At 52.4% G+C, this 25,793-nt stretch carries 24 protein-coding genes and 4 tRNA genes; 13 read left to right on the plus strand and 15 right to left on the minus strand.

Annotated features, from left to right (window positions below; genetic code table 11):
* Positions 1-99: 99 nt before the first annotated feature.
* Positions 100-909 (plus strand): hypothetical protein, encoded by an 810-nt coding sequence (locus ACE3SE_RS15210; RefSeq protein ID WP_045846042.1) that lies wholly within the window; start codon positions 100-102, stop codon positions 907-909.
* A 612-nt stretch (positions 910-1,521) separates the two neighbouring features.
* On the opposite strand, the gene ACE3SE_RS15215 is transcribed toward ACE3SE_RS15210, so the two are convergent.
* The 4 genes from ACE3SE_RS15215 to ACE3SE_RS15230 all read right to left on the minus strand — a co-directional run bounded on the left by ACE3SE_RS15215 (position 1,522) and on the right by ACE3SE_RS15230 (position 2,713).
* Complete coding sequence (locus ACE3SE_RS15215) at positions 1,522-2,049, minus strand: hypothetical protein (RefSeq protein ID WP_374556449.1); 528 nt, start codon at positions 2,047-2,049, stop codon at positions 1,522-1,524.
* A gap of 294 nt (positions 2,050-2,343) precedes the next feature.
* A tRNA-Thr gene (locus ACE3SE_RS15220) sits at positions 2,344-2,419 on the minus strand.
* Positions 2,420-2,479: 60 nt separating this feature from the next.
* Positions 2,480-2,556, minus strand: a tRNA-Pro gene (locus ACE3SE_RS15225).
* Positions 2,557-2,636: 80 nt separating this feature from the next.
* Positions 2,637-2,713, minus strand: a tRNA-Pro gene (locus ACE3SE_RS15230).
* Between the two features lie 91 nt (positions 2,714-2,804).
* On the opposite strand from ACE3SE_RS15230, the gene ACE3SE_RS15235 reads away from it, so the two are divergent.
* From ACE3SE_RS15235 to ACE3SE_RS15255, 5 genes are all read left to right on the plus strand, one after another.
* Complete coding sequence (locus ACE3SE_RS15235; RefSeq protein WP_374556451.1) at positions 2,805-3,806, plus strand: recombination-associated protein RdgC; 1,002 nt, start codon at positions 2,805-2,807, stop codon at positions 3,804-3,806.
* Positions 3,807-4,045: 239 nt separating this feature from the next.
* Positions 4,046-4,216, plus strand: a complete 171-nt coding sequence (locus tag ACE3SE_RS15240; protein WP_374556453.1) for a hypothetical protein — start codon at positions 4,046-4,048, stop codon at positions 4,214-4,216.
* A gap of 85 nt (positions 4,217-4,301) precedes the next feature.
* The gene (gene katG, locus ACE3SE_RS15245) at positions 4,302-6,473 is read left to right on the plus strand and encodes a catalase/peroxidase HPI (protein WP_374556455.1); all 2,172 of its coding nucleotides are present in this window, start codon (positions 4,302-4,304) and stop codon (positions 6,471-6,473) included.
* Between the two features lie 252 nt (positions 6,474-6,725).
* Complete coding sequence (locus ACE3SE_RS15250) at positions 6,726-6,893, plus strand: hypothetical protein (RefSeq protein WP_374556457.1); 168 nt, start codon at positions 6,726-6,728, stop codon at positions 6,891-6,893.
* 141 nt (positions 6,894-7,034) lie between these two features.
* A complete protein-coding gene (locus ACE3SE_RS15255; protein ID WP_374556459.1) occupies positions 7,035-7,814 on the plus strand; it encodes a DODA-type extradiol aromatic ring-opening family dioxygenase in 780 nt (259 codons plus the stop codon).
* 47 nt (positions 7,815-7,861) lie between these two features.
* On the opposite strand, the gene ACE3SE_RS15260 is transcribed toward ACE3SE_RS15255, so the two are convergent.
* The 3 genes from ACE3SE_RS15260 to ACE3SE_RS15270 all read right to left on the minus strand — a co-directional run bounded on the left by ACE3SE_RS15260 (position 7,862) and on the right by ACE3SE_RS15270 (position 10,949).
* Positions 7,862-8,800 (minus strand): dihydroorotate oxidase, encoded by a 939-nt coding sequence (locus tag ACE3SE_RS15260; protein WP_374556461.1) that lies wholly within the window; start codon positions 8,798-8,800, stop codon positions 7,862-7,864.
* A 122-nt stretch (positions 8,801-8,922) separates the two neighbouring features.
* Positions 8,923-10,692 (minus strand): ferrous iron transport protein B, encoded by a 1,770-nt coding sequence (gene feoB, locus ACE3SE_RS15265; RefSeq protein WP_131355283.1) that lies wholly within the window; start codon positions 10,690-10,692, stop codon positions 8,923-8,925.
* A complete protein-coding gene (locus tag ACE3SE_RS15270; RefSeq protein ID WP_045845706.1) occupies positions 10,689-10,949 on the minus strand; it encodes a FeoA family protein in 261 nt (86 codons plus the stop codon). The genes feoB and ACE3SE_RS15270 overlap by 4 nt, the downstream gene beginning before the upstream one ends.
* 189 nt (positions 10,950-11,138) lie before the next feature.
* On the opposite strand from ACE3SE_RS15270, the gene dcd reads away from it, so the two are divergent.
* Entirely contained in the window at positions 11,139-11,708 is a 570-nt protein-coding gene (gene dcd / locus ACE3SE_RS15275) for a dCTP deaminase (RefSeq protein ID WP_045845705.1), read from the plus strand.
* A 374-nt stretch (positions 11,709-12,082) separates the two neighbouring features.
* Here dcd and ACE3SE_RS15280 read toward each other — a convergent pair whose 3' ends face one another.
* The 4 genes from ACE3SE_RS15280 to cysK all read right to left on the minus strand — a co-directional run bounded on the left by ACE3SE_RS15280 (position 12,083) and on the right by cysK (position 14,641).
* Positions 12,083-12,397 (minus strand): hypothetical protein, encoded by a 315-nt coding sequence (locus tag ACE3SE_RS15280; protein ID WP_045845704.1) that lies wholly within the window; start codon positions 12,395-12,397, stop codon positions 12,083-12,085.
* Positions 12,398-12,674: 277 nt separating this feature from the next.
* Entirely contained in the window at positions 12,675-13,085 is a 411-nt protein-coding gene (locus ACE3SE_RS15285) for a YchJ family protein (protein WP_045845703.1), read from the minus strand.
* 8 nt (positions 13,086-13,093) lie between these two features.
* Positions 13,094-13,648: a hypothetical protein gene (locus ACE3SE_RS15290; protein ID WP_374556464.1), complete on the minus strand. Its 555-nt coding sequence runs from the start codon at positions 13,646-13,648 to the stop codon at positions 13,094-13,096.
* Between the two features lie 60 nt (positions 13,649-13,708).
* Positions 13,709-14,641 carry a cysteine synthase A gene (gene cysK / locus ACE3SE_RS15295; protein WP_374556466.1) on the minus strand — a complete coding sequence of 311 codons (933 nt, stop codon included), beginning with the start codon at positions 14,639-14,641 and terminating at the stop codon, positions 13,709-13,711.
* Positions 14,642-14,761: 120 nt separating this feature from the next.
* On the opposite strand from cysK, the gene ACE3SE_RS15300 reads away from it, so the two are divergent.
* Complete coding sequence (locus ACE3SE_RS15300) at positions 14,762-15,631, plus strand: ion transporter (protein ID WP_045845701.1); 870 nt, start codon at positions 14,762-14,764, stop codon at positions 15,629-15,631.
* Between the two features lie 3 nt (positions 15,632-15,634).
* Here the strand turns inward: ACE3SE_RS15300 and ACE3SE_RS15305 are convergent, their stop codons facing one another.
* The 3 genes from ACE3SE_RS15305 to ACE3SE_RS15315 all read right to left on the minus strand — a co-directional run bounded on the left by ACE3SE_RS15305 (position 15,635) and on the right by ACE3SE_RS15315 (position 17,564).
* Complete coding sequence (locus tag ACE3SE_RS15305; RefSeq protein WP_374556468.1) at positions 15,635-16,774, minus strand: glycerate kinase; 1,140 nt, start codon at positions 16,772-16,774, stop codon at positions 15,635-15,637.
* 89 nt (positions 16,775-16,863) lie between these two features.
* Positions 16,864-17,268: a ProQ/FINO family protein gene (locus ACE3SE_RS15310; RefSeq protein WP_045845699.1), complete on the minus strand. Its 405-nt coding sequence runs from the start codon at positions 17,266-17,268 to the stop codon at positions 16,864-16,866.
* 211 nt (positions 17,269-17,479) lie between these two features.
* Positions 17,480-17,564, minus strand: a tRNA-Leu gene (locus ACE3SE_RS15315).
* A gap of 218 nt (positions 17,565-17,782) precedes the next feature.
* Here ACE3SE_RS15315 and ACE3SE_RS15320 point away from each other — a divergent pair.
* A complete protein-coding gene (locus ACE3SE_RS15320) occupies positions 17,783-18,979 on the plus strand; it encodes an amino acid aminotransferase (protein ID WP_374556470.1) in 1,197 nt (398 codons plus the stop codon).
* A 111-nt stretch (positions 18,980-19,090) separates the two neighbouring features.
* On the opposite strand, the gene ACE3SE_RS15325 is transcribed toward ACE3SE_RS15320, so the two are convergent.
* Positions 19,091-20,098, minus strand: coding sequence for a nucleoid-associated protein (locus ACE3SE_RS15325; RefSeq protein ID WP_374556471.1), 1,008 nt, complete (start codon positions 20,096-20,098; stop codon positions 19,091-19,093).
* Positions 20,099-20,448: 350 nt separating this feature from the next.
* On the opposite strand from ACE3SE_RS15325, the gene ACE3SE_RS15330 reads away from it, so the two are divergent.
* From ACE3SE_RS15330 to ACE3SE_RS15345, 4 genes are all read left to right on the plus strand, one after another.
* The gene (locus ACE3SE_RS15330; RefSeq protein ID WP_374556473.1) at positions 20,449-21,000 is read left to right on the plus strand and encodes a fimbrial protein; all 552 of its coding nucleotides are present in this window, start codon (positions 20,449-20,451) and stop codon (positions 20,998-21,000) included.
* Positions 21,001-21,087: 87 nt separating this feature from the next.
* Positions 21,088-21,642 (plus strand): fimbrial protein, encoded by a 555-nt coding sequence (locus ACE3SE_RS15335; protein WP_374556475.1) that lies wholly within the window; start codon positions 21,088-21,090, stop codon positions 21,640-21,642.
* 79 nt (positions 21,643-21,721) lie between these two features.
* A complete protein-coding gene (locus ACE3SE_RS15340; protein WP_374556477.1) occupies positions 21,722-22,459 on the plus strand; it encodes a fimbrial biogenesis chaperone in 738 nt (245 codons plus the stop codon).
* A 36-nt stretch (positions 22,460-22,495) separates the two neighbouring features.
* Positions 22,496-24,976 (plus strand): fimbria/pilus outer membrane usher protein, encoded by a 2,481-nt coding sequence (locus ACE3SE_RS15345; protein WP_374556479.1) that lies wholly within the window; start codon positions 22,496-22,498, stop codon positions 24,974-24,976.
* Positions 24,977-25,793 lie beyond the last annotated feature (817 nt).

Genomic DNA, 25,793 nt, shown 5'->3' on the forward strand with positions numbered 1-25,793 from the left:
TAGGTACCTTAGAACCCAATACACAACAATGGCTGAGGTACCGACAAGTCCGTCATGGTTCTATACGCTGGGATGTATCGAAAACATCAAGGACGCGCCATGAGTGCATTTCAACCCAAAACTCCCCAGCAAATCTGCGAAAACCTTCTTCTGGAGGGGAAGCGCTATAACATCGAGCATCGCATCCTGCCTAGTGAAAACGCTGTTGCGGATCGACTGTTGAGTCGTGGAAACGAGCTGCGTGATTCCTATGAAGAATTGCACGACAAGCTCCATGCACGTCTGCCAGCACTCCAGGCTTTTCTTGGCTTGGTGTTGAGTACTGCTGCGTTCTGGAATCCGGAGAAGATGCAGGAAGCTCGCGCCGCGCGCAGCGATCTTGCCGACCTCAATCAGCAGATTGCAAGGAAGGCGGCCGAACTGGCGACACTGCTGGAGCAGCGCTCCGATCTGCACAACACGTCAGGCTTTAGTAGTAACACCCACTACCACGTTTGCGGCGTGATCGAGGCGGCGTCCCAGCACCACGCTCTGTTCCAGTCCTATGTCCAAGAAAAGCTGGACGCCCTTTGTGGTCAGTTCGATCTGAAATACTGGCCCTCTTTGGGCGAGTTCTTGCAGGAACTGGCCTCCGACGCGGAAAAGGCCGTGATGGAGGCAACAGACCCGTTGACGGCCGCCGCCACAGCGGCGACGCGTCCGTCTAAGGCAGACTTCTTCAAAGCGTTGTTCGCCGCCATCGAGGAGAACAGTGCGGAGAACTACGGTCAGTTGCCAAGAGGTCTCAAACTTTCAGATAGGACACTGGCCTCGCTGGCAAACTGCGCCTTAGACCTCGGCCCCGACGATATGGTCGACGACGCGTACATGAAGCGACTCCGCCAGCGCGAACGCAACGGATCCAAGTAACGGCGACGTCCACCCGATCAAAAAGGCCTGTTTACAGGCAGTGCAGATGAATTGCTAGGAGATAGGGATTAAGAAGTGGCCGTTCCGGGTTTTCAATCAGCCCCTGTGATGGGAATAGTCGATTTCCACCACAGGGAACGGGGCATCATCAGCCAGATCGACGGCAGTTCGGCCAAGCGGACGATCGAGCGATCGTTGAAAAATGGCCGCTTTCCAATTGAAAGTGGCCACAAATGTATCTAGTAAACTGGGGGCTATTCATGGGTATCTTCGGTCATGGTGAATGTCTTTCAATGTCGGGACGCACAACAGTGAACGGCCCCGTCACTACCGGGACGGGGCCGTTGCGCGGTGGGTATGGGAAGGGACTGGGAAGGTCAGCGGTTGAGCCGGATACGCAGCTCAACGTCAATGCGCCTGGGAAGTGACAGGGCGATGTACTTGGTGATGGTAGTGTTCAGCATGTCGATTTTCTCGTGGCAGAAAGCAAAAAGCCAAAGACCCGTGAAAGGCCTTCGGCGGATTGGTCTGGAACCACAGGACAAATATCTGCCCTCGGGGTGGGCAGTTTCGGTTGGGACGACTTGGCGAACGTGTTACACCAGTAATGGCTTACACACTCTCTGCCTGCAAGGCATCAAGAAGCGTGTCCTTGCTTTCCGCTTCAAATGAATCTCGCTTGATTTGCAATTTCTCTAAGAGATATTGCTGAGCCAACTCAAGGTCATCGAGCAATGTGTACCAGTTGAGTACGTATCGTTTTACCTTTCCGTCATCACTAACCAGCCCAGGATGCCCTTTCCCTCGATGGGAATTAAGTCGGCTTGGGATTTCAATGTCTTCAGAGGATATCTTACGCCCCACCAGTATAAGATCAAAATGAATGGACTCGCTTGAGTATGCAGGGTGCTTGCTGATGATTGCAGCATAGTCGTCCAACTGACGAAGGTGCTTTACATTCAAAGAAACACTGGGGCGCTTGATTTCAATGATTGTGCATTTGAATATCTTTCGACCCGTATCGTCGATATGTGGTCGCTTGCGAGCTAGAAAAAGATCGGTTTGACGTTGCACACCCGCCACTTCCACTGACTCCGACGGGTCAAAGTCATCAGAATCCAAGCCATCAATACCCTTCATCCGAGCACTACTAGGTGGACTTCCGCTTTGGCCGACCAACTGACGATGTATCAGCCTGGCCGACAGAAGTTCGACCAAAACCGCAGTCTTCGACAGCAACCACACCACACAAGCCAGAAATTCAGCACCTAGCAAAGATTGGTGGCTTTCAGGCTTGTATGCGCAGTGGAACAAAGAGCGGAAACGGAGCTATGAACTAGATCCAGATTGCCCAAATTTGCTTACACAGTGGTTACACGGCGAGAAAAATAAAAAAGGGTTACAGGAATATTCACTGTAACCCTTTGATTTATATGGTGCCGGTAAGAGGAGTCGAACCCCCGACCTTCGCATTACGAATGCGCTGCTCTACCAACTGAGCTATACCGGCTTACCAACTTGGTAAAAAAGCCTTGAGTCTCTGTTAAGAAATTCAAGGCTTTTTCGAATCTGGTCGGAGTGAGAGGATTCGAACCTCCGGCCTCTACGTCCCGAACGTAGCGCTCTACCAGGCTAAGCTACACTCCGATATGTGTCCCGCATTTATTTCTGCGAGAGAAGCAATTTAACTGTTTTCCAGTCTTTTTGCAACATTTTTTTCAGAAATCTGGTCGGAGTGAGAGGATTCGAACCTCCGGCCTCTACGTCCCGAACGTAGCGCTCTACCAGGCTAAGCTACACTCCGCTTCCATTTTTCTGTCCTCTTAATGTCTGCTTTTTGACCTGTTTCCGGGTTACAATCAGCGACATCAGAGGACGCGCATTATGGAACATTTATGTGGTTTAAGCAACTATCTTTTTATCGATTGAATCAGGAATCCCTGCACGAAACCGGCAAACTGGTGCAAGCACTGGAAAAGACCCCGTTCCAGCATTGTGGTGGTCTGGACTGGTTCAGCGAGGGCTGGGTCGCCGCGGCCTCACATCTGGACAGCCCGGTCTACCAGGCACGCGACTGTCAGTTACTGTCACTGAAGCGCGAAGACAAAGTACTGCCGGCAGGCGTCATCCGCGACTTTGTCGAACTGAAAGTCCAGGAAATTGAAGACAAGGAGTTGCGCAAGGTTGGCCGCAAGGAAAAGCTGGCGCTCAAAGAACAAGTAACCGATGACCTGCTGCCACGTGCTTTCGTACGCACACACCGTACCACTGCTTATCTGGACTGCCGCCGTGGCTGGCTGATGGTGGATTCTGGCACTGCCAGCAAGGCTGAAGCACTGGTTTCCAAACTGCGTGAGGCCCTGCCCCCCTTCCCTGCCGCCCTGCCACGCACCAAGCTGGCACCGCACACGGCAATGACAGATTGGCTGGCTGCCGGTGAGGCTCCGTATGGTTTCGAGCTGGATGCTGATTGCGAACTGAAAGATGGCAGTGAAAATGGTGCTGTCATCCGCTGTACCAGGATGGATCTGACATCCGATGAAATTCGTCAGCATATTGCAACCGGCAAGCAAGTCACTCGCATTGGCCTGATCTGGCAGGAAAAAGTGCGTTTCATGCTGACCGATACCTTGCAATTGAAGCGGATCCAGTTCCTGGACGTTCTGCAGGAAGAAGCCAGTCAAGCCGGCGACGACAGGGAAAGCCTGTTTGAAGCAACCTTTACCTTGATGAGCGAAGAACTGGGCGAGCTGGTTGAGGCATTGATTGAAGCACTGGGTGGACTGGATGACAGCCAGGCCACATTGACACCACAAACCGGAGCAAGCGCACCAGCCAACAGTACGGTTGCTGCACAGGTAACTGCTGCCAGCCCTGACGATTTGCCCTGGGACTGAATCGCCTGTTCACCACGATCCACTCAAGAGCCTGCGGGCTCTTTTTTTTTGATAGCCCTAAACTAACAATCGATTTACAACAATCAATTTAACAAAACTATTGCCATCACAGATACTGCATCCATGCCAAGAGCAACACGGTTGTCAGCAAAAGTTTGTACCAGCCATTTTGTGGATGCGTTTAGCTAAGAATATTCCTATTACTTTTTAAGAAGCATCCCAGTCATAAAGAACAGGCGATGCAGTACAAATACATCAAGCAATCCAGTACACAGGGAGTGCCTCATGCAAAACCAACAAACATGGCAGGAAGTGTTGCTCGACATATTGGCTGCTTTTTCAGGTTTGCAGTGACCAAACTGGAAAACAACTTCCAGACCATTCCCAAGGCAGACGAGCACATGGCGTGATGCCTGCACTGGGGAGCAAGTAGATCGACTCAGGCGAGCGAGCAAAACTCGCAATACTCACAGCGTTAGAGAACAGGAGCAAGTGATGGCACATACAACAGGTTCCGCAGGTAAATGTCCGGTCATGCACGGTGGCATGACACAGTCCAGCATGTCGAACACTGACTGGTGGCCCAAGTCGCTCAATCTGGACATCCTCCACCAGCACGACAGCAAGACCGACCCGATGGGAGCTGACTTCAACTACCGTGAAGAAGTCAAAAAGCTCGATGTTGAAACGCTCAAGCAAGATCTGAAAGCCTTGATGACCGACAGCCAGGAATGGTGGCCGGCCGACTGGGGGCATTATGGCGGACTGATGATCCGCATGGCCTGGCACGCAGCCGGCAGCTATCGCATTGCCGATGGTCGTGGTGGCGCAGGTACCGGCAACCAGCGTTTTGCCCCGCTGAACTCCTGGCCTGACAATGGCAACCTGGACAAGGCACGCCGCCTCTTGTGGCCGATCAAGAAAAAATACGGCAACAAGATCAGTTGGGCAGACCTGATGATTCTGGCTGGCAATATGGCTTATGAATCGATGGGCCTGAAGACCTTCGGCTTTTCATTTGGCCGCGAAGACATCTGGCATCCGGAAAAAGACATCTACTGGGGTTCGGAAAAGCAGTGGCTGGCACCCAGCGGTAGTGAAGGAAGCCGTTACTCCGGCGTCCGCACGCTGGAAAACCCGCTGGCAGCCGTGATGATGGGCCTGATCTACGTCAACCCGGAAGGGGTGGACGGCCAGCCAGACCCGCAAAAAACTGCATACGACATCCGCGAAACCTTTGCCCGCATGGCAATGAATGATGAAGAAACGGTTGCACTGACCGCTGGCGGTCATACCGTGGGCAAGACCCACGGCAACGGTGACGCAGCGCAGCTGGGACCGGCTCCCGAAGGCGCGCCGCTGGAAGAACAAGGACTGGGCTGGATCAATCACCACAGCCGTGGCATTGGCCGCAATGCTGTCACCAGCGGCATCGAAGGTGCCTGGACCACTCACCCCACCCAATGGGATAACGGCTACTTCGACATGCTGCTGGGTCATGAATGGACGCTGACCAAGAGCCCGGCCGGTGCCTGGCAATGGATTCCGATCAACATCAAGGAAGAAGACAAGCCGGTTGATGTGGAAGACCCGAGCATCCGCTGCATGCCGATCATGACCGATGCCGACATGGCCATGAAAGTAGACCCGGTATATCGCGAGATCCTCGAACGTTTCCATAAGGATCCGGCACACTTCTCCGAGGTGTTCGCCCGTGCCTGGTTCAAGCTGACCCACCGCGACATCGGCCCGAAAACCCGCTACATCGGCCCGGACGTGCCGCAGGAAGAGCTGATCTGGCAAGACCCGGTACCGGCAGGCCGCCGCGACTATGATGTCGATGCCGTCAAGGCCAGGATTGCCGCCAGTGGCCTGAGCGTGGCCGAGCTGGTCAGCACCGCCTGGGATAGCGCCCGCACCTTCCGTGGTTCGGACAAGCGCGGTGGTGCCAATGGTGCACGCATCCGTCTGGCTCCGCAAAAGGATTGGGAAGGCAATGAACCAGCCCGCCTGGCCAAGGTACTGACTGTACTGGAAGGTATTGCAAGCGAGTTTTCCATCAGCATTGCAGATGTGATCGTGCTGGGTGGCAATGTCGGTATCGAGCAGGCCGCACGTGCGGCAGGCCATGCCCTGACGCTGCCGTTTGCACCGGGTCGTGGCGATGCCACTGCCGAGCAGACCGATGCCGAATCGTTTGCCGTACTGGAACCGCTGGCAGATGGCTTCCGTAACTGGCAAAAGCAGGATTACATTGTCAGCGCCGAAGAACTGCTGCTGGACCGCGCTCAGCTGATGCGTCTGACTGCCAATGAAATGACCGTTCTGATTGGTGGCCTGCGCGTTCTGGATACCAACCATGCCGGCAGCAAGCACGGCGTATTCACCGATAAACCGGGCCAGTTGACCAATGACTTCTTTGTCAACCTGACGGACATGGCTTACACCTGGAAGCCGGCTGGGCAGAATCTGTACGAAATTCGCGAGCGTCGCAGCGGTGCGCTGAAATGGACGGCAACGCGGGTTGATCTGGTGTTTGGCTCCAATTCGATTCTGCGTGCCTATGCCGAGGTGTACGCCCAGGATGACAATCAGGAAAAATTCATCAAGGACTTTGCTGCCGCCTGGACCAAGGTAATGAACGCGGATCGTTTTGATCTGAGCTAATCAGCCTCACGACAGGCAGGACTTGCCTGCTTGCCCACAGCGGTATCGCCATCACCGGCGGTACCGCTTTTTCATTTGCTGCTGCGCACTATTGCTTGCAAGGCCATGCCTGCGCTCACCCTGGCGATAACAGCAGCAGCCTATCCAGGACAGGTTGTAATTTAAAATAGCAATTGAAATTTAGATATTATAAATTTTACTTGCGAATAATTATCATTAAAATACAAATACCAACTACCACAGGAGAGTGTCATGCCCCAAGACAAACACAACTACCGCAAACCTGCCGCCAGATGGCACCAGATTCGTGTGATTGCCGGATTACTGATTGTTTGCAGTGGCTGGGGCTGGATGATCGAGTCTGCGCTGCATGAACAAGAGAAAGTGGCCGGCTCGTTTACCCAGCAGCAGACGGGTTAGCCGTAATGCTTTATTGTCTTGCCAGCCTCAGCAGCATTATTATTTCTTATTAGTAAATAATATAATGAAGAAATAGCCATTTTTTTAACATGGAAATCGCTTTAAGCTGTTCACATGGCAATTAGCACAGGCATGACAATCATGAGCACCCGACAAGCAGCACTGTTCATTTCACATGGCGCCCCTACCCTGCCGCTGGAAGACAGCCCCACACGCCACTTTCTGACCCGGCTGGGTGAAACGCTCCCGCGCCCCCGAGCCATTGTGGTGGTTTCCGCGCACTGGGAAACCCATATTCCCACCGTCAACCTGGCCGCCAAGCCTGAGACCATGTATGACTTCGGTGGCTTCCCTGCGGCACTGTATACATTGCGCTATCCGGCAAGTACCGACCTCGGCTTGGCCGCAGATGTGGTAGACCGTCTGCGCAACGCCGGTCTCAAAGTGGGCACCACCGACCAGCGCGCACTGGACCATGGCATGTGGACACCGCTGATGCTGATGTACCCGGCAGCAGATATCCCGCTGGTGATGGTGTCCCTGCCGCATAACGCAAGCGGGGAGACCTATTTCCAGATGGGGCGTGCGCTACGGGACCTGCGCGATGACAATGTACTTATCATCGGTTCTGGCAGCTATACCCACAATCTGTGGCAACTGAGCCGCGATGGCAGTGCGCCACAAGCCTGGGCCGAAGCTTTTGCCAAATGGATGGACCAGGCATTGCTGGAAAACCGTCAGCAGGACATTCTCAACTGGAAACAGAAGGCCCCGCTGGCAAGGGAAAACCACCCTACCGACGAACACTTCAATCCTCTGCTGGTGATGATGGGTGCCGCCTCTGACAATACCGCACCGGTAAAACTGCACGACGACTGGCGCATGGGCTCACTGTCCATGGCGTGCTGGCAATTTGACTGAGCAGGCAGCAGGCCCCTGACCATGGGGCCTGTACCGTAAACCGGCTGTCACAGGGTTTTCAGCTTGCCACGGAAGTCAGCCAGGCACTGATAGCCTTTTGCTTCCATCAGCATGGCCAGCTCCTGCAGGATGCGGGCAAAAGCCCCCTCCCCCTCCTCATAAAGGCAGGTACCAATCTGCACCGCAGTCGCGCCGGCCAGGATATGCATGAACGCCTCCCGGCCACTGCTGATGCCACCGCAGCCCACCACATGCTTGCCCGGCAAGCGCCGGACAAACTCGCGCACATTGGCCAGTGCCGTCGGTAATACATAAGCCCCGCCCAGCCCGCCCAGCCCATCCTTGGGCTTGATCACCACGCACTCATGCTCCGGGTCAATCACTAGTCCATTACCAATCGAATTGATGCAGGTGACAAAGCGCAAACGCGGAAAGGTATTGAGTACCGTAGCCATCTGGTCAAAATGTACCGGGTCGAAATAGGGCGGCAATTTGACTCCGAACACACCGGGATAGACATCGCTCATGGCCTGCAAGCTTGCCAGACAGGCCGCCGGATCGTAGCCCAGCTGTGGCTTGCCAGGAAGGTTGGGACAGGACAGATTGACTTCCGGGATACAGGGGAGGCCCTGCTCGGCCAGGCTGGCCAGCATCTGCAGATTGTCTTGCAGGCTCATGCCAGACAAGGACAGGAACAGGGGTTTTCCCGCTTGATGCGGGTAGCCACGCGCATAGTCCAGATAGTAGTCAAACCCGGCATTGGGCAAGCCCATCGAGTTGATACTGCCCAGCGGCGTTGCGCAGTAGCGCGGTTCCGGATTGCCGTCTCTAGGCTGCAAGGTACAGCTCTTGGTGATGACGGCACCGGCAGCCGAATGACGGACTTGCTCCAGTTCTTCCACCGAGCGGCACATTACACCGGAAGCATTGTACAGAGGGTTGGTCATGGTCAGACCAAGCCAGGAAACAGAAAGGTCTAGCTGCATGATCGCTCGCCTCACCATCAAAATGCGCAGTCTGAGCGCCGCCGGCAAAGCGGGTACTGCGCCACGTCAAGCGCAATGAAAAACGGCCGTCAGGCGGCCGTTTTCTGACAAGACAGGGCGCATCAGCGCAAGGCGTGCACCCCTTGGTAGAAGACAAAAGCGATGACCCAGGCCAGCAACACCGACCAGACCACCGACAACGCAGTGAATGCGCGGCTTTTCGATTCACGACGAATGGCCGCTACCGTGGACAGGCAAGGCACATAAATCAGGGTGAAGATCAGAAAACTCATGGCCGAAGCCCAATCCAGATGGTGCAGCAAAGCTGCGCCAAGGCCGGCTTCCGGCACGCCGTAAATGACTGCCAGACCGCCGAGCAGAATTTCCTTGGCCACAAAGCCCACCAGCAGGGCAACGGCCAGTTCGTGGCGGATGCCAATCGGGTCGAGTACCGGAGCCATCACACTGCCCAACATATCCGCCAGTGTCTTGTCATGACCCGCCGGGATATGGGACACCAGCCATACCAGCACCACCCCCATCAGGATGAAGCTGGAGGCCAGCTCAAGAAAGGCGCGCACTTCACCCGTCGCCCGGATCAGCATATGACGCAGGCCGGGCAGGCGGTAAGGCGGCAGCTCCAGCAAAAATGCTTCATTGCCGCGATAACGATGCTTGAACACCCAGGCAGTGAAAATGGCGACGGCAAAACTCAGCAGGTACAGCAGCAGCAGCACCCAGGGCGCCTGCTGTGGCCGGAACAGGATGCCGGAAAAGAACACCACCACCTGCAAGCGGGCCGAACACAGGGAAAAAGGAATGATCAACATGGTGAGCAAGCGCTGTTTGCGTTCGCGCATCACCCGCGTCCCCAGAATGGCGGGGACATTGCAGCCAAAGCCCATCAGTTGCATCACGAAGCCGCGTCCATCCAGCCCCAGCCGTGCCATGAAGGCATCAGTCAGATAAGCCGCCCGTGCCAGATAGCCGCTATCTTCCACCATGGCCATCAGGATGAAAAACACGAACAGAATGGGCGCAAAGGTCAGAACGGTGGATACCCCCTGCCAGATACCATCCAGCAGCAGGCTTTGCACAATGGCCGGCAATGGTGCAAGCCAGTGCCCCAGCGCAGCTTCCTTGAACCAATCCAGCCCGGAGCCAACCAGGTCCTGCAGCGGAGTGCCAATCTGGTAGGTCAGGTTGAACAACAAGGCCATGAAACCGAAAAACAGCGGCAAACCCAGCCATGGATGCATCAGCCAGGCATCAACCTTTTCGGTCTGGCCCACCGGCAACACCGGCGGCAAGCTCCATACTCCCTGCAAGCGCGCATGCGCCAGTGCAATGGCCTCTTGTGTTTCCGGTACCTTGTCCAGCTGGGCATGCACGGCGGGCTCTGTGCCAGAGGCCTGCCTGTTCAGCATGTCCATCAGTCGCGGCCAGCCTTCCATGCGCTTGGCGGAAACTAGCGCCACCGGAACACCCAGCTTGTGCTGCAAGGCATCAACATCCAGTTTGATCCCCATCAGCCTGGCCTCATCCGCCATGTTCAATACCACCACAGCGGGCAAACCACTGGCCAGTATCTGCATCGCCAGCGGTAGCTGACGGTCCAGCTGCGCGGCATTCAGCACCAGCACCACGGCATCGAATGCCGTACTCATCAGCACATCACGAACCACGGCTTCGTCGTCGGTATAACCGGTCAGGTCGTTGACGCCGGGCAAATCCACCAGCTCCACCATGCTGCCACCCAGCAACACACGCGCACTGGTCAGGTCCACCGTCAGTCCCGGCCAGTTACCTACCCGCTGTGACATGCCGGTGAGACGATTGAACAAGGTCGACTTGCCGGTATTGGGCAGACCAATCAGGGCAAAACGCTTCATTCTGCCACCTTGACCTGAATGAAACGTGCCAGGCTGCGCCGCAGCAAGAACCGCGTGCAGCCTACTTCCAATACCAGAGGCCCGCCGAACGGTGCGCGGCGCGACAAACTGAACCGACTGCCCGGAATCAAGCCGAATGCGGCAACACGGCGAAATGCCTCATCAGACAGTTCAAGACTGTCCACCACCCCTTTACACCCCAGCGGAAACTTGTCGAGTGACACCATGTGCAGCCCAATAACGCGAATAATTTGCATTATTGTACGCAATAATCCCTCCATCCTGTAAGGCTTTGCACGGCAGGATGATGCCAACCCTTGAGCCATATCAATCGGCTCAGGCCGGGTAACAGACGGCGCAGGTAAATCCGGTCGCAAATGTGGCCCTGATGCGGCATAGCGTTTAGAATCTGGCTCATCTCCAATTTCCGTAACGGACCCCCGACCATGAGCATCAAATCCGACAAGTGGATCCGCCGTATGGCGCAGGATCACAACATGATCGAGCCGTTTGAGTACAACCAGATCAAGAACGTCAATGGCGAGAAGGTGATTTCCTTCGGCACCTCCAGCTATGGCTACGATATTCGCTGTGCCGATGAATTCAAGGTTTTCACCAATATCAACAGCACCATTGTCGACCCGAAGAACTTCGACCCCGATTCTTTTGTTGAAGTCTCTGGCAAAGGCTATTGCATCATTCCGCCCAATAGCTTTGCGCTGGCACGCACGGTAGAGTACTTCCGCATTCCGCGTTCGGTGTTGACGGTTTGCCTGGGAAAATCGACTTATGCGCGCTGTGGCATCATCGTTAACGTCACCCCTTTCGAACCGGAATGGGAAGGCTATGTCACGCTGGAGTTTTCCAATACCACCCCGTTGCCAGCCAAAATCTATGCCAATGAAGGCGTGGCGCAGGTGCTGTTTTTCGAGTCCGACGAAGTGTGTGATGTGTCCTATGCCGACCGTGCAGGCAAATACATGGGCCAGGTTGGCGTTACCCTGCCACGCCCCTGAATACACATGGCCAGCCCGGCCAGCAGCAAAGACAAGGACAGCGATCGTTGTCCTTTTTTGTTTGATGTGTAATCAAAAGCCGCTCGCATTATTGCCACCTTGTTCTAGGATGAACTGTACGAAATAGTTTTCCATGCAAGTCAATCAGCCTTTCTTACAGTTTCTTCTTGGGGTGTCGCGGTTCCCCCTTGCCGTAACGCCCCTTTTTTTGTGCTGACGAAATTACATTTGCATATTGATTGAAAAATAAAATTTCATTGGATTTTAAATGACAATGCAGATGACACTTTGAAAACCGCTATCAGGCCAAAACAGAACAGGGCCAGCACATGCTGACCCCGATCCGTACCCGCACCCCACAAACCCGCCGCAGACTAAATCACTTCACTGGCTTTCTGACAGGGATCTGCCATCAAGACCCTGGCAGCTTCAGCCAGGGCGTCCAGATCCTCATCCAGATGTTCCTGCAAGTCCATCAAGGCCGCCCGTAGCACCACGGCCGCCAGCTCCGACTGTTTACCACTGACACTGAACACATGCGACAGTACCCGCAATTCACGACAGCTGTTCAGATCCAGTGGAATTTCCAGCGTACGCACTGCATCGACATGAATGACTTCATCAGCCACCATTCCCTTGCTGCGACAGCTTTCCAGCTCGCCCAGCAAGTCCTTCAGAGCCAGTCCCATCACACTCTCCTTTCAGCTTCCATTTAACGTTAGCTCCGGATAGAACACCGACCAAGAACAGGCAACCAACATATTGACTTGAAACAAGATATTCACGTTTCCGGACCAGGCGGATAGCGCTGAAAATCATCATGCACAATGCAAAAATGGCTGCCCTATCACCATAGGACAGCCATTCTCAAATACCAGCGACAACATTGAGGACAGCAACAAAACCATGTGTCGCATCCCAGCCCTCATCACCTCAAGCACGCGATTGAAGCAAGGGACCAAGAAATCAGCCTTCTTCGGCATCTCCATCTACATAAAACCAGTGGCCATCTTCCTTGCGGAAGCGGCTGATTTCATGCAGTCGTTGCGCCCGGCCATTTACTTTGTAGCGTGCAACAAACTCAACCACCCCTGCCTCATCATCCTTGCCACCGGCCTGGGTACTGAGTACATCCAGAGACATCCATTTGACAAAGCGTTCTTCGCGCGACAAATCCAGATCAGCCGGACGTGTGGAGGCGTGCCAGCTGGCCAGGAGATAGTCCGCATTGTTCATGGTGTACGCAGCATAACGCGAGCGCATCAGGCTTTCGGCGTCGGGAGCAGATTCTCCACCATTGATATAACGGCCGCAGCAGTCCTGAAAGGAAGCAGGCAGCCCGCAAGGACAGCCTGTGGATTGTTTTTTCTTGCTCATTGTTTCAATTAGCCCAGGGCGGGCAATCCGTAGAGTTTCAACAGAAAATTGGTAAAAACAGGTTGTGGCGGCTTTGGCTGCATTTTGGGCCAGCGCCGTAGCCACTCCCGCAGACGCATTTCCATCCGAGACTGCGACTCTTCCTGAGAAAGCTGACCGGCATCACGCTGAACGGCCAGATAGCGGTACATGGCAAAACAGTTGTCATCAACCTGATTGGCGCCCACCAGCCGCAAGCGATAGGCATTGAGCTGGTCGGCAGCGGCAACACGAGTCATGCCGCCATTTTTGACCTTGTCCGCCAAACGATTGGCCTCTTTCAACAGCAAATCCACCTTGCTATCCGCCGGACTGGTGGTCACGGGAGGACGAGCGGGATGAATGCCACCGTTTTGTGGTGCAGCAGGCTGTTGCAACAAGCTGCATGCGCTGAGTGACAAGGACAGCACCGCGAGTTGCAGTGAGGTCTTATGGATGAAAATCATGGCGGTAGTGTAGCGGATGTCAGGCAATCTTGGACAAAATCCACCATCACACAGTTCGGCAAGCAGCGAAAATGACAAAACCGACTGGCTGGGAATGCACAGTCGGTTTTGCCCGGTGGGCCTGAACAACAATCAGCTTCAGGCCAGATGCTCAAACAGCGGCGTCGACAGATAGCGCTCGCCAAACGAAGGAATCACCACCACGATCAACTTGCCTGCATTCTCAGGGCGCTTGGCCAGTTCAATGGCAGACCACACCGCCGCACCAGAAGAAATACCGACCAGCACACCTTCTTGCGTGGCAACGGCACGCGCCGTCGCAAATGCATCGTCGTTTTTAACGCGAATGATTTCATCATATACGCCGGTACTCAGGATAGGCGGTACGAAGCCGGCACCAATACCCTGGATGGGGTGCGGTCCCTTCGGACCACCAGACAGCACCGGCGAAGCATCCGGTTCTACCGCCACAATTTGCACCCCAGGTTTGCGGGATTTCAGCACCTCGCCAACCCCGGTAATGGTGCCACCGGTACCCACACCGGCAACAAAAATGTCCACCTGGCCATCGGTATCGCGCCAGATTTCCTCTGCCGTGGTGTTGCGATGCACTTCAGGGTTGGCTGCATTTTCGAACTGCTGCGGCATGAACCAGGTGTCCGGGTTTTCTTCCACCAGCTGGCGCGCCTTGGCAATTGCACCACCCATGCCATCCGGGCCCGGAGTCAGAATCAGTTCTGCGCCATATGCCTTCAGCAATTGCCGACGTTCGCGGCTCATGGTTTCCGGCATGGTAATCACCAGCTTGTAGCCACGTGCGGCACAAACCATCGCCAGACCGATGCCGGTATTGCCAGATGTTGGCTCCACGATGGTGGTATGCGGCCCGATCTTGCCTTCTTTTTCGGCAGCATCGATCATGGCAACGGCAATACGGTCTTTCACACTGTGCGCCGGGTTGAAAAACTCCAGCTTGGCCACCACGGTGGCAACGCACCCTTCGGTCACACGGTTCAGCTTGACCAGCGGTGTATTGCCGATCAGATCGGTTACGGTATTGGCGATACGCATTGTCTTATTCTCCCGGGCAACAATAAATCGGAATTTAATATCCCATATAATATATGAGCCTGCCTGAAAACCTAATAGTGTTTGCTTCTATTGAATGAACCAACAAATCCGGGTCCTACCATGCCTATCCAGGAAAACCTGATACCCCTGCACGGCTGGCGCCGCAAGCTTTACATCATCATCTTCGAGGCCGATACCCGGGCTGGCCGCATGTTTGACCTGGGGCTGATCGTACTCATCCTGCTGTCCCTGCTCACCGTGGTGCTGGAAAGTGTGGCCAGTATCCGCCAAAGCTGGGGAACACAACTGAAGTGGCTGGACTGGTTGTTCACCATCGTGTTTACCGCCGAATATCTGCTCCGGCTGGTATGTGTACACAAGCCACTGCGTTATGCGCGCAGCTTTTTCGGTGTGGTGGACCTGCTCTCCATCCTGCCGCTCTACCTGGGCCTGTTCATTCCGGAGAGCCGTTTTTTGGCCGACGTCCGGGTTTTGCGCCTGCTGCGCATGTTCCGCATTCTCAAACTCACGCGCTACATGGGTGAGGCGCGCGAGCTCAAACGCGCCATGCTGGCCAGCCGCCGCAAGATTCTGGTATTCCTGATGAGTGTCATCGCCCTGGTCATCATCCTGGGCACGCTGATGTACGTTATAGAAGGAGAAGCCAACGGCTTTACCAGCATCCCCATCGGGATTTACTGGGCAATTGTCACCCTCACCACCGTCGGTTTTGGCGACATCACCCCCAAAACCCCACTGGGACAGGCATTGGCCAGCATTGTCATGATTACCGGCTATGGGATCATTGCGGTGCCCACCGGCATTGTGACGGCAGAAATTGCCCGTGGCAGCAGCAGTACGCCGGCAGACAAGCAATCAGCCACCAGGCTGTGTCCACATTGCTTTACCGAAGGGCACGACTGGGATGCCCGCTTTTGCAAGCATTGTGGCGGCAAACTGCCACGACCGGCCAATCACACAGTCAGCTGAACATCACCGGGCATTTGGCAGGGAACGCGCGGCCAGAATGGTCCGCGCCAACTGTTCGGCCTGCTGGGTAAGCAAATGTGCAGCTTCTTGCATCGCCACATCCAGGACCATCGGGCGATTGCAAAGCGAATAGCAGCCATCAAATGCTGCTGCCAGCCTACCCGCATCATCCGCAATAATGGCACCAGACAGCAAACTGACAGGCACCCCTACCGACCGGGCCAGGGCCGCAACACAAGCCGGAGCCTTGCCGGACAGCGTCTGGCTGTCACTACGACCTTCCCCGGTCAGTACCCAGTCTGCCTCGGCCACCGCCTGTGCCAAACCAATATGGCTGGCCACCGCCTGAGCACCGGACACCATGCGCCCACCCAATAATTGCAGCGCATAACCCAAGCCACCGGCAGCGCCACTCCCGGGCAGATGACTGGCAGATTGCCCCATACCCGCATCCAGCTGCCGTGAGAAATGAGCAATCCCTGCGTCAAATCGTGCAATATCGGGCACTGCAACACCCTTTTGCGGACCGAATACCGCTGTCGCCCCCTGCTCTCCGGTCAAAGGATTTTCCACATCCGACCAGATTTCCAGCTTCACCTGTGCCGTCTTTCCGCGTAACGGCTCACACGCTAGTGTCTGAAAATCAAGCACATCCTGGAGGCTACCTTGCAGGCTTTCACCCTGCGCATTGCGCAGCTGCAAGCCCAGTGCAACCAGGCAGCCAGCTCCGCCATCATTGGTACTGGAACCACCCAATGCAACAGCGATCTCTCGATAGCCATCAGCAAGCAATGCCAGCAGCAGCTGCCCAACTCCGCGACTACTACGCTGCGTGACAGGCGTATCTCCGGCGTCTGGCAAACCGATGATGCGTGCCACTTCCAGCACCACCGTCCCATCGGGCAGCAACAGGCAGGACACTGACTGTTCCACCCCGCTTGCATTGCAAACGGAATACTCAAGCCACTGGCCTCCTACTGCCGCATGCAGGGCATCCAGTGTCCCCTCACCGCCATCAGCCATGGGACGCAAAACACATTCAGCAAGAGGATCTGCCCGTTCAATTCCGTGGCGCATGGCACTCGCCACGTCAGCCGCATCCAGCGACCCCTTGAAGGAGTCAGGTGCAAGTACCCAGCGCATAGCACACCCCCATGACAAAAACAGCCAACATAAATGCAAAACCCCTCGTTGCCAAGGCAAGGAGGGGTTTGAAAACAGGGCTACTTCGCTTATTCAGTAGCAGCCTGATCGTTCTGTACAGCTTCGACAGCCGGGGTTTCGGCAGCGGGCTTGGGTGCCGACATCAGCTGGGCGGCCTTTTTCTCTTCGGCGCTCACTTCACCAGCAGGCTTGCCGGCAAGGTCAAAACGCTTGCCACCACGCGCCAGCGACTTCACGTAACGCGGCTTTCTGCAATGATTTGCCACCACGCGGGAAATCAGGGTTGCATCGAATTGCGGCAGGGCGGCAATCAGGCTCTCATGGATGCCCAGAGCCAGCGGACGGAATTGACGGAACACTTCGAACTTGCTGTATACATGTTCCGCAATCATTTCAGTCTGTTTTTTCTTGGACAGACTCTGAACAGCGGACTTGAGAGCAGCACCCAGTGCCGTTTCGGTATTTGGCTTCATGAACTTCTATCTAGATCCAGTGATGCTTTTGTAATGACAGGCAAGCCTGCCAGACAGGGGGAACGGCCTCGAACCGTCACAATGCCAACTTGTCGTTTGATCCACGACACCGCAGCGTCCTGTATGGTAATGCAGCTTGCCAAGCCGTGCCAGCAAAAGGCGGGAACGAATAGCAGCAGGACAGATTTGCGTATCAGGCTGGCAACGGTGATGGTGCGCCCAGCCGGGGTCGAACCGGCACAACCGAAGTCGAGGGATTTTAAGTCCCTTGCGTCTACCAATTTCGCCATGGGCGCACCGAGACGCGGATTATGCCAGTACTTGGGCACTGCGTCATCTTTCTGACGTGCATTTTGCTGCCACCCGGCAGAGAAGATGCGCATGGCTTGCTGCCAGAGCATGCTTTGCGCGAAGATGCACGATTAGCATTTGGCATCAGCCCAATCATCCGGACAGGGGCTGAATCGCTGCTCACTCATTCAATAACAATCCGCTACAAAGGAAGTACCGTCTCATGTTCGAACATGTCGAAGCGTACCCAGGCGACCCCATTCTGACCCTGGTAGAAACATTTCATGCAGATCAACGTCCGCAGAAAGTGAACCTCGGCATCGGGCTTTATTATGATGAAGAAGGCCGTATCCCGCTGCTCTCTTCCGTGCAGAAAGCCGAAGCCGCGCGCGCTGCCAGCCCCTCTCCCCGCCCCTACCTGCCAATGGAAGGCGCAGCCAATTACCGTACAGCCGTTCAGCATTTATTGTTTGGCGCAGCCCACAAGGCTGTCACCGAAAAGCGCATCGCCACCATCCAGACCATTGGCGGCTCCGGCGCACTGAAGGTAGGCGCGGACTTCATCAAACGTTACTTTCCGCAAAGTGAAGCCTGGATCAGCAACCCCAGCTGGGATAACCACCGCGCCATCTTTGAAGGTGCGGGCATCAAAGTGCACGATTATCCCTACTACGACGCAGTCAGCGGCGGCCTGCTGTTTGAAGAAATGCTTGCCATCATCAAGCAATTACCAGCCCAGAGCGTCGTGCTGCTGCACCCCTGCTGCCACAACCCGACCGGCGTTGACTTGACCCCGGCGCAATGGGACATCCTGATTCCGCTACTCAAGACTGGCCAGTTGATTCCATTCCTGGACATTGCCTACCAGGGTTTTGGCCAGGGTCTCGACGAAGATGCTTATGCCATTCGCAGCATGGCCGATGCCGGCATCAGCTTCTTTGTCAGCAACTCCTTCTCCAAGAATCTGTCCTTTTATGGCGAACGTTGCGGTGGGCTCTCCATCGTCTGTCAGGATGCGGAAGAAGCCACACGCGTACTGGGCCAAATGAAGGCCACCGTGCGTCGCAACTACTCCAGCCCTCCGACGCATGGCGGTCAGATCACTGCAGCCGTCATGAATGACCCGGCTCTGTTTGCAGAATGGCAAGAAGAAGTTGCCCAAATGCGCGTCCGCATCAAGGCCATGCGCCAAAGCCTGTATCAAGTCCTGAGCGAGCGCGTGCCCGGTCGTGACTTCAGCTACTTCGTCACACAGCAAGGCATGTTCAGTTACACCGGTCTCACTCCTGAACAGGTTGACCGGCTGCGTGAAGAATTTGCAGTCTATCTGGTGCGTTCCGGCCGGATGTGCGTGGCGGGCTTGAATAGTCGCAATGTGAATTATGTTGCCGAAGCCATGGCTGCCGTGCTGAAAAACTGACTGTCATCACCCAGCAAAAAGCCCGGTCTTGTACCGGGCTTTTCTCTTTTCTGTAGATACTGTTATCAGCTGACCGTAATAGAAAACATAGTCCTGACCGGCCGCGACATCTCACTCTCTTTTGTGCAACTTCAACACCAAAGTCAGTTCACCTTCGCCATCATTCTGCGACTGGATATTCTTCAAGGTAATGCCACTAGGCAACAACACGCTGATACCGTGACCGATACCATATTTTGACAGCGACTTTTCCAGTCGCTTGGCCATGCTTTGCGCAGGCAGGCGGGCCTCGTCATCAAGGGCGAAGCCATAAGTTTCCGCAGCATCATCAAAAGCCTGGCTGACCTGCTCCTTGCCAACAAACTTTTCTGCAATCGAGCTGACCTGAGCTGCGGACATTTCTTCCTCGGTTTCGCATACCGCCAGAAACTCATCCTTGAAGCGGGCCTGTTCCAACGGGTCGGCAATCTCTTCAGACAGCTGCTCCACCACGCTGGCAACCATCCGGCTACTACTCGTAGCATCCGGAACCCGCATGGCCTTGAGAAAATCATCCAGCCAGAATTTTGCCTGCTGACCTCCACGGTCCACCGCATACACAAGAGGGCCGGACTCCAAAATCAAAGCCCCTTTGTCAATCAACCTGGGGTTGATACCGGATGCATGGCGGATGTCAAACACCTCACCAGCCTCAATAACAGAAAGGAAGTCATCACGCACTTCTGACTTGAACACCCCCAGACCACGCAGCTCACGCTCGCCATCCGACAAACCGGAAAACAGGATGACAAACAAGTCACCGGCACTAATGTTGGGATGCTGTGAACGTGCATACAGGTGCTTGGCAATGCGCTGTGACAGTGCAAGGAAATCGAGTTCGCCCCGGAAAAACTGGCGGGTGTAGTGATATATCTCGTTCAGATTGAGATCGGACTCATGAAAGAACTGATGCTTTTTCTTGTCCGACACCACTCCACGCAGATAGCCACTAAGGATCAGCGACGAGACACCATCATCAACATCAGAAGCACGCTCAGACAACTGAAGCGGCTCTCCTCGGGCCTGATTACCCACCCGATGCACTACCAAGCGCTCAACACGCGACTCGCCAATCAACATAATCTTTCCTGCCACGCCAATAAAAGTGAATTATTACCCTCGGCGAATTCTGTGACAAGAAATTGCCATATGACTTCATGAGATTATGACTAGTACCTAATGCAAATCATCATGACATATAACTTGCTTTTTACTATATAAATGACATTTAGCTAATCAAGCATTAGAAAATGTTATTAATTGGCCGCAAATTTAGAACAGCTTGATAGATAATTTGCAACCCACAGATGTTGGGAATTTTCCTAGACAATTCAGGGACTAGTCTTAATTACAGTCATCGTTGAGTTAGCGATAGTTACGTCACACAAGAACACTCTTGTTGACCAACAAACACTCGCCAAGGACTCATCATGAAAAAACTTCTGACTATCGCCAGCGCCCTCGCACTGGGTGGCTTCGCTACTCAAGCCTTCGCCTATGACGGCACCATCAATTTCACCGGCACCATTTCAAACGTAACCTGCACGCTTGCTGTGTCAGGCGCTACCCCAGGCACCATTACACTGCCGACGGTGACCCAATCAGCATTGAAAGCTGTTGGTGATACAGCTGGCACAACGCAATTCAGTATCAAACTGTCTGCCTGCACGGGTACACCATCACCGACACAGGCTGCTGCATGGTTTGAAGCAGGCCCTGAAGTCAATGCAGCAGGCCGCTTGCTGACTACCGTGGGCGGCACAGCAACAGATACCTTGAGTATCGGTCTCTACAACATGGGCAACCCAACCCCCATCGCCATTGGACAGGGCAGTGGCAGTATCGGCAGCGGCGGTTCCCCGTTCCCGATCACCAGTGGCAATGCAACGCTCAACTATCAAGCCAAATACTATGCTGAAAAAACAGGTGTTCCTGCAGGTGCAGTACTAGCCAAGGTGAACTACACCATTCAATACCAGTAAGCCTCAGATTCTGGGCGAATGTCAGCAGACACGCATGGCAATCAACATCAATATCTATTGATTGCCATGCTGTACCAAGGATAAACGATGAAAAGATATATCGTACTCGCAAGTACAGCTGCGATGGCTGTAATTGCTGCCGAGGCTTACGCATTTGACGGCACAATTAACTTCGCAGGAACTGTGTCCAACATAACCTGCACCATTGCTGCAGCAGGTGGTAACAATATTGGGACAGTGACACTTCCAACCGTAACACAGTCTGCACTAAAAGCAGTTGGAGATACTGCAGGTACAACTCAGTTCACCATCCAGTTGTCAGGATGCTCTGGCTCCCCGTCTCCCACCAAAGCCGCCGCATGGTTTGAAACTGGCAGCGAAGTGAATGACGCAGGGCGTCTCGTTGCTACCGTTGAAGGTACTACAACAAGTGCTTTAAGCATTGCACTATATAACATGGGAAGTCCAACTCCTATTGTGATTGGCCAAGGAGATGGAAGCCTGGGAAGCAGCGGCAGAGACTTTGACATTTCGGGATCAGGAACTACGCTGAAATACCAGGCAAAGTACTACGCAGAAACAACCGGCGTACCTCCTGGCAAAGTTCAGGCCAAGGTCAATTACACTATCCAATATCAATAAGTATTTCACACATTACAGATAGTTAACAAACAGAAAGGAGATGCACAGGTTATCTCCTTTTTTATTCCGGGGAAAATCAATGCCAATATTCAATAGACAGCACATTCTGTGCCTGACTGGATTTATCGCGCTCAATACTGCTAACGCTGATGTCTATATTAATGCCACTCGTGTCATTTACCCAGCAGAAAAGCGTGAAGTCACATTCACCGTAGGCAATGGGGCGAACACGAAATCACTCATTCAGACTTGGGTTGATGAAGGAAACCCCAAAGACACTCCAGACAACTCTAAAGCACCATTCATTCTCACCCCACCGCTGGCCGTCATAGGAGCACAAAAGACACAAAACATAAGAATGAGCTACAGCGGTGAGCAGGCTCTACCTAGCGACAGGGAATCGCTATTCTGGATTAATGTTCTGGAAGCACCAAAAAACACACAGGATCCAAATGAATTAAGAATTTCACTACGCACCAGAATAAAACTATTTTACAGGCCAAGCGGGCTAGAAATGAAACCAGAGGAAGCACCACAAAATATTTCCTGGAAAATAGATCACAGCAATGGCAAATGGCTACTATCAGCTCAAAATAACAGTCCATACTTTATCACATTAAGTCAAGCAAAAATAAAGATGTCACAATTCACAGGAATTACAAAGTTAACACCACAAAACTCAATGATTCCTCCACAACAGACAATACAGTTGCCATTGGTAGCCGATAACGCACCAACAGAACCTGGAATCAGATTCAGTATTATTAATGACTATGGCGGGACGAGCGACTACAGCTCTAACTTAAGCCCGCACTAAAATATTTTAAATTTAACCATAGCAAGCAAAAACATCATGACAACCATCACTGACTTCAAAAAAAATAAAATCAGTTTACTGGTTTTGTGTGCCTTGAGCATGCCTTACGACTATGCGATGGCTGGGGAAGAAAGCAAGGTTGCTCTATTTGATAAAAGCATGCTGTGGGGAAACTTAAAAGAGCTGGACATTTCCAAATATGAAGAAGGCAATGTAATACCGGATGGCACGTATAGCATTGATATTGTCTTCAATGATACCCTTAAAGGGAGATATGAACTTGCGGTAAAGAAAAATACCGATAGTAATCGTTCCATGCCGTGTATTTCTCGTAGCTTACTCATTACATTTGGTGTTAAAGAGGAAAGCCTGCCTGCGAAAACAGAAGACAGCGAATGCATCGATATCACCAAATACATACCAGATGCATTCTACGCATTCGATACAAACGATTTGTCATTACGAATTAGCGTTCCGCAGATCAATGTTAAGTATCAGCCTAGGGATTACTCGCCTCCGGAAAAGTGGGAAGCGGGCATTCCTGCATTTCTTCTTGACTACAATGGCAATACATATTTTTCCAAAAACAACAATAACACTATGGAAAACGCGTATTTGTCTACCAAATTAGGCTTCAATTTTGGTGAATGGCAGTTCAGAAACAGTACCACCATTAGTTGGGATAATAATAATGGCAGATCAGTCGTGCCAATGGAGAGCTACGTTAAAAAGGACATCGACTCATTACGGGCACAACTCATTCTAGGTGATAGTTTCACCGATGGTGATTTATTTGATTCTGTGTCATTACGCGGCCTACGTTTAGCCACTGATGACCGCATGAAACCTGTTTCTCAAACAGGCTATGCGCCTGTTGTCCGTGGCATTGCCAATAGTAATGCTGTTGTGACAATCAAACAGAATGGCTATGTCATCTCCGAAACAACCGTCGCACCTGGTGCATTTGAAATAAGTGACATTGCGCCGGGTTCATACAATGGTGACCTGGATGTGACTGTGACTGAAGCAGATGGGAAAAAGAGTACCTTCACCGTACCATTCTCTGCAGTTCCGCGCTCCATGCGGGAAGGTTCAGACCGCTTCAATTTCAATATCGGTAAAGTACGCAATTTGCTCAATACCAGCCCCATGCTTGGGCAGTTTACTTACCAGCGCGGTTTGAGTAATTTACTGACGGGTAATACCGGACTTACTCTTTCCGAAGGGTACACGGCCTTCCAGGCCGGTACAGTATTCAATACCAGCCTTGGTGCAATGGGTGTTGATGCCACTCATTCCAATACAAAAATCAACGACACGCTGCTCAAGGGACAGTCTTATCGATTCAGCTTTAACAAACTGTTTCTCAATACAGGTACTAACGTTACGCTTGCCGCTTATCGATATTCAACAAGTGGCTATTTCAGCGTGCGCGATGGACTTAATGCACGTGATCTAGCCGTCAAAAGTACAGAAAACCCAGCCACCTCATTTTCCAGGCTGCGTAGCCGTGCTGAAGTAAATATTAACCAAACCTTTAGTCAGAGCAGCTCAGTATATTTAAATGCATCCGTACAGAACTACTGGAACTCGAACCTCCAAAATGTACAGTATCAGGCAGGGTTTAGAAAAAACCTTCGCTGGGGCTCTATAGGTGTTAGCTTGAACCAGGTACGCGACAACAATAACAATAAAATTGCCACGGTGATGTTTAACTTGTCCATCAATATGGATGAGGGCAAATCATTCAGTACAATGCTGCAACACGACACAGACGGAAATAATAGTCAACAAATGAGCCTCTCAGGTAATGCTGGTGATGATAAACGATGGAGCTATAGTGTCAATGCAAACCGAAGTGTTACCAATTCAACTGAAGATAACACCCTTGGTGGGAGTGCAAACTATTCAGGAAGCAAAGCTTCGGCAAATGGCACTGCAAGTATCAACAAAAACAGCAAGCAAGTTTCGCTTGCTTTGACGGGCTCTGTCCTCGCCACTGCACAAGGTATTTTCTTTGGCCAGAGCATGGGTGAAAGTGCAGCAATTGTTGAAGCCAGAGACGCTGAGGGTGCGGAAGTCATGCCCGCAGTTGGTGTGAAGATTGATCGTTCCGGTTATGCATTACTACCTTCATTGTCTCCGTATAAACTGAATGATGTACAACTACAAACTGGCAGTATGAATGAAGGCGTTGAATTACAGGGCAGCAGTAACCAGGCCGTACCGCGCAGTGGCGCTGTAGTCTATGTCAACTTTAAAACAACAAAAGGATTACCAGTTCTGTTTAAAGTAACACAGCCCAATGGTGAAGTACTGCCATTTGGCACCGACATTCTGGATGAGAATGGCAATAATGTAGGCAATGTGGGGCAAAATGGTAAATTATTGGCTCGTGTCAAAAATGCAAAAGGTACTTTACATGCAGCTTTGGCCGACAAGAAAAGCTGCCAATTTAGCTATACGACATTTGAAAATTCAAAACAGTACGCTATGCAAAAGAGTATCTGCAATTAAATTGAATTGCATAAAAAATAAGACTTTCATGCAGTATTAATATAGATGCGTAAATACAACTAAACTACACAATTCATTGGAAATTTCAAAATAGATAGCACATGCTAAATTTTAAAAAAAGGATAGTTTTTAACTGCTATTTGTATGCATTAATAATTTCAATTATATCGCCGAAATTTTACGCAACTGCTGTCAACAGTGCAACAGAAGCTCAGGCTCCACAGGATATTTTCCAGACGCCTCGTTGAATACCGGAATTTAGCACCAGCGGTATTAACAATGCCAGCATTGGCTCCAGCATTTTTACCACAAAATTTTAAATACAATTAAACTGCCCAACATCCAGCGCCCTAATGTTTATACAATATTTACGGATAATAACAATATCGGCAATACAGGTATCGTACTGAGCCTAGATTCAAATTGCAGCGCAAAAGGAATAGGAGTGCAATTGAAATATAATAAAAATATCATCAAGTTCGAACCTGATCTAGCCATTCCGAGCAACACTAATCAGTTTCTATTACAAAATTAAGCAACCGAATTGGTCAATTACAGTTTTGATAGAGCATTAGTGAGAACTGGCACGGCAAGTTCTGGCAATTACAAAGCGACCGCGACATTCACAATGAGTTATCAATGAGTGTATAAATTTGAATATGCAACAATGGAATAATGTCACTACGAGGTAATTACAGATTGATAGTGTCGATTATTCATATTTACTGCCCACTAGGATAGCATTATGAAATTTAGAGCAATGAGCAATGAGCAATGAGCAATGAGCAATGAGCAATGAGCAATGAGCAATGAGCAA

It is taken from the genome of Aquitalea pelogenes, assembly GCF_041914625.1.
Classification (GTDB): Bacteria; Pseudomonadota; Gammaproteobacteria; order Burkholderiales; family Chromobacteriaceae; genus Aquitalea; species Aquitalea pelogenes.

Excerpts from the sequence above, each read along its gene's own strand:
- ACE3SE_RS15210 (WP_045846042.1), top strand. The coding sequence starts at position 100 with ATGAGTGCATTTCAACCCAAAACTCCCCAGCAAATCTGCGAAAACCTT.
- ACE3SE_RS15215 (WP_374556449.1), bottom strand. The coding sequence starts at position 2,049 with ATGAAGGGTATTGATGGCTTGGATTCTGATGACTTTGACCCGTCGGAG.
- ACE3SE_RS15235 (WP_374556451.1), top strand. The coding sequence starts at position 2,805 with ATGTGGTTTAAGCAACTATCTTTTTATCGATTGAATCAGGAATCCCTG.
- ACE3SE_RS15240 (WP_374556453.1), top strand. The coding sequence starts at position 4,046 with ATGCAGTACAAATACATCAAGCAATCCAGTACACAGGGAGTGCCTCAT.
- katG (WP_374556455.1), top strand. The coding sequence starts at position 4,302 with ATGGCACATACAACAGGTTCCGCAGGTAAATGTCCGGTCATGCACGGT.
- ACE3SE_RS15250 (WP_374556457.1), top strand. The coding sequence starts at position 6,726 with ATGCCCCAAGACAAACACAACTACCGCAAACCTGCCGCCAGATGGCAC.
- ACE3SE_RS15255 (WP_374556459.1), top strand. The coding sequence starts at position 7,035 with ATGAGCACCCGACAAGCAGCACTGTTCATTTCACATGGCGCCCCTACC.
- ACE3SE_RS15260 (WP_374556461.1), bottom strand. The coding sequence starts at position 8,800 with ATGCAGCTAGACCTTTCTGTTTCCTGGCTTGGTCTGACCATGACCAAC.
- feoB (WP_131355283.1), bottom strand. The coding sequence starts at position 10,692 with ATGAAGCGTTTTGCCCTGATTGGTCTGCCCAATACCGGCAAGTCGACC.
- ACE3SE_RS15270 (WP_045845706.1), bottom strand. The coding sequence starts at position 10,949 with ATGCAAATTATTCGCGTTATTGGGCTGCACATGGTGTCACTCGACAAG.
- dcd (WP_045845705.1), top strand. The coding sequence starts at position 11,139 with ATGAGCATCAAATCCGACAAGTGGATCCGCCGTATGGCGCAGGATCAC.
- ACE3SE_RS15280 (WP_045845704.1), bottom strand. The coding sequence starts at position 12,397 with ATGGGACTGGCTCTGAAGGACTTGCTGGGCGAGCTGGAAAGCTGTCGC.
- ACE3SE_RS15285 (WP_045845703.1), bottom strand. The coding sequence starts at position 13,085 with ATGAGCAAGAAAAAACAATCCACAGGCTGTCCTTGCGGGCTGCCTGCT.
- cysK (WP_374556466.1), bottom strand. The coding sequence starts at position 14,641 with ATGCGTATCGCCAATACCGTAACCGATCTGATCGGCAATACACCGCTG.
- ACE3SE_RS15300 (WP_045845701.1), top strand. The coding sequence starts at position 14,762 with ATGCCTATCCAGGAAAACCTGATACCCCTGCACGGCTGGCGCCGCAAG.
- ACE3SE_RS15305 (WP_374556468.1), bottom strand. The coding sequence starts at position 16,774 with ATGCGCTGGGTACTTGCACCTGACTCCTTCAAGGGGTCGCTGGATGCG.
- ACE3SE_RS15310 (WP_045845699.1), bottom strand. The coding sequence starts at position 17,268 with ATGAAGCCAAATACCGAAACGGCACTGGGTGCTGCTCTCAAGTCCGCT.
- ACE3SE_RS15320 (WP_374556470.1), top strand. The coding sequence starts at position 17,783 with ATGTTCGAACATGTCGAAGCGTACCCAGGCGACCCCATTCTGACCCTG.
- ACE3SE_RS15325 (WP_374556471.1), bottom strand. The coding sequence starts at position 20,098 with ATGTTGATTGGCGAGTCGCGTGTTGAGCGCTTGGTAGTGCATCGGGTG.
- ACE3SE_RS15330 (WP_374556473.1), top strand. The coding sequence starts at position 20,449 with ATGAAAAAACTTCTGACTATCGCCAGCGCCCTCGCACTGGGTGGCTTC.
- ACE3SE_RS15335 (WP_374556475.1), top strand. The coding sequence starts at position 21,088 with ATGAAAAGATATATCGTACTCGCAAGTACAGCTGCGATGGCTGTAATT.
- ACE3SE_RS15340 (WP_374556477.1), top strand. The coding sequence starts at position 21,722 with ATGCCAATATTCAATAGACAGCACATTCTGTGCCTGACTGGATTTATC.
- ACE3SE_RS15345 (WP_374556479.1), top strand. The coding sequence starts at position 22,496 with ATGACAACCATCACTGACTTCAAAAAAAATAAAATCAGTTTACTGGTT.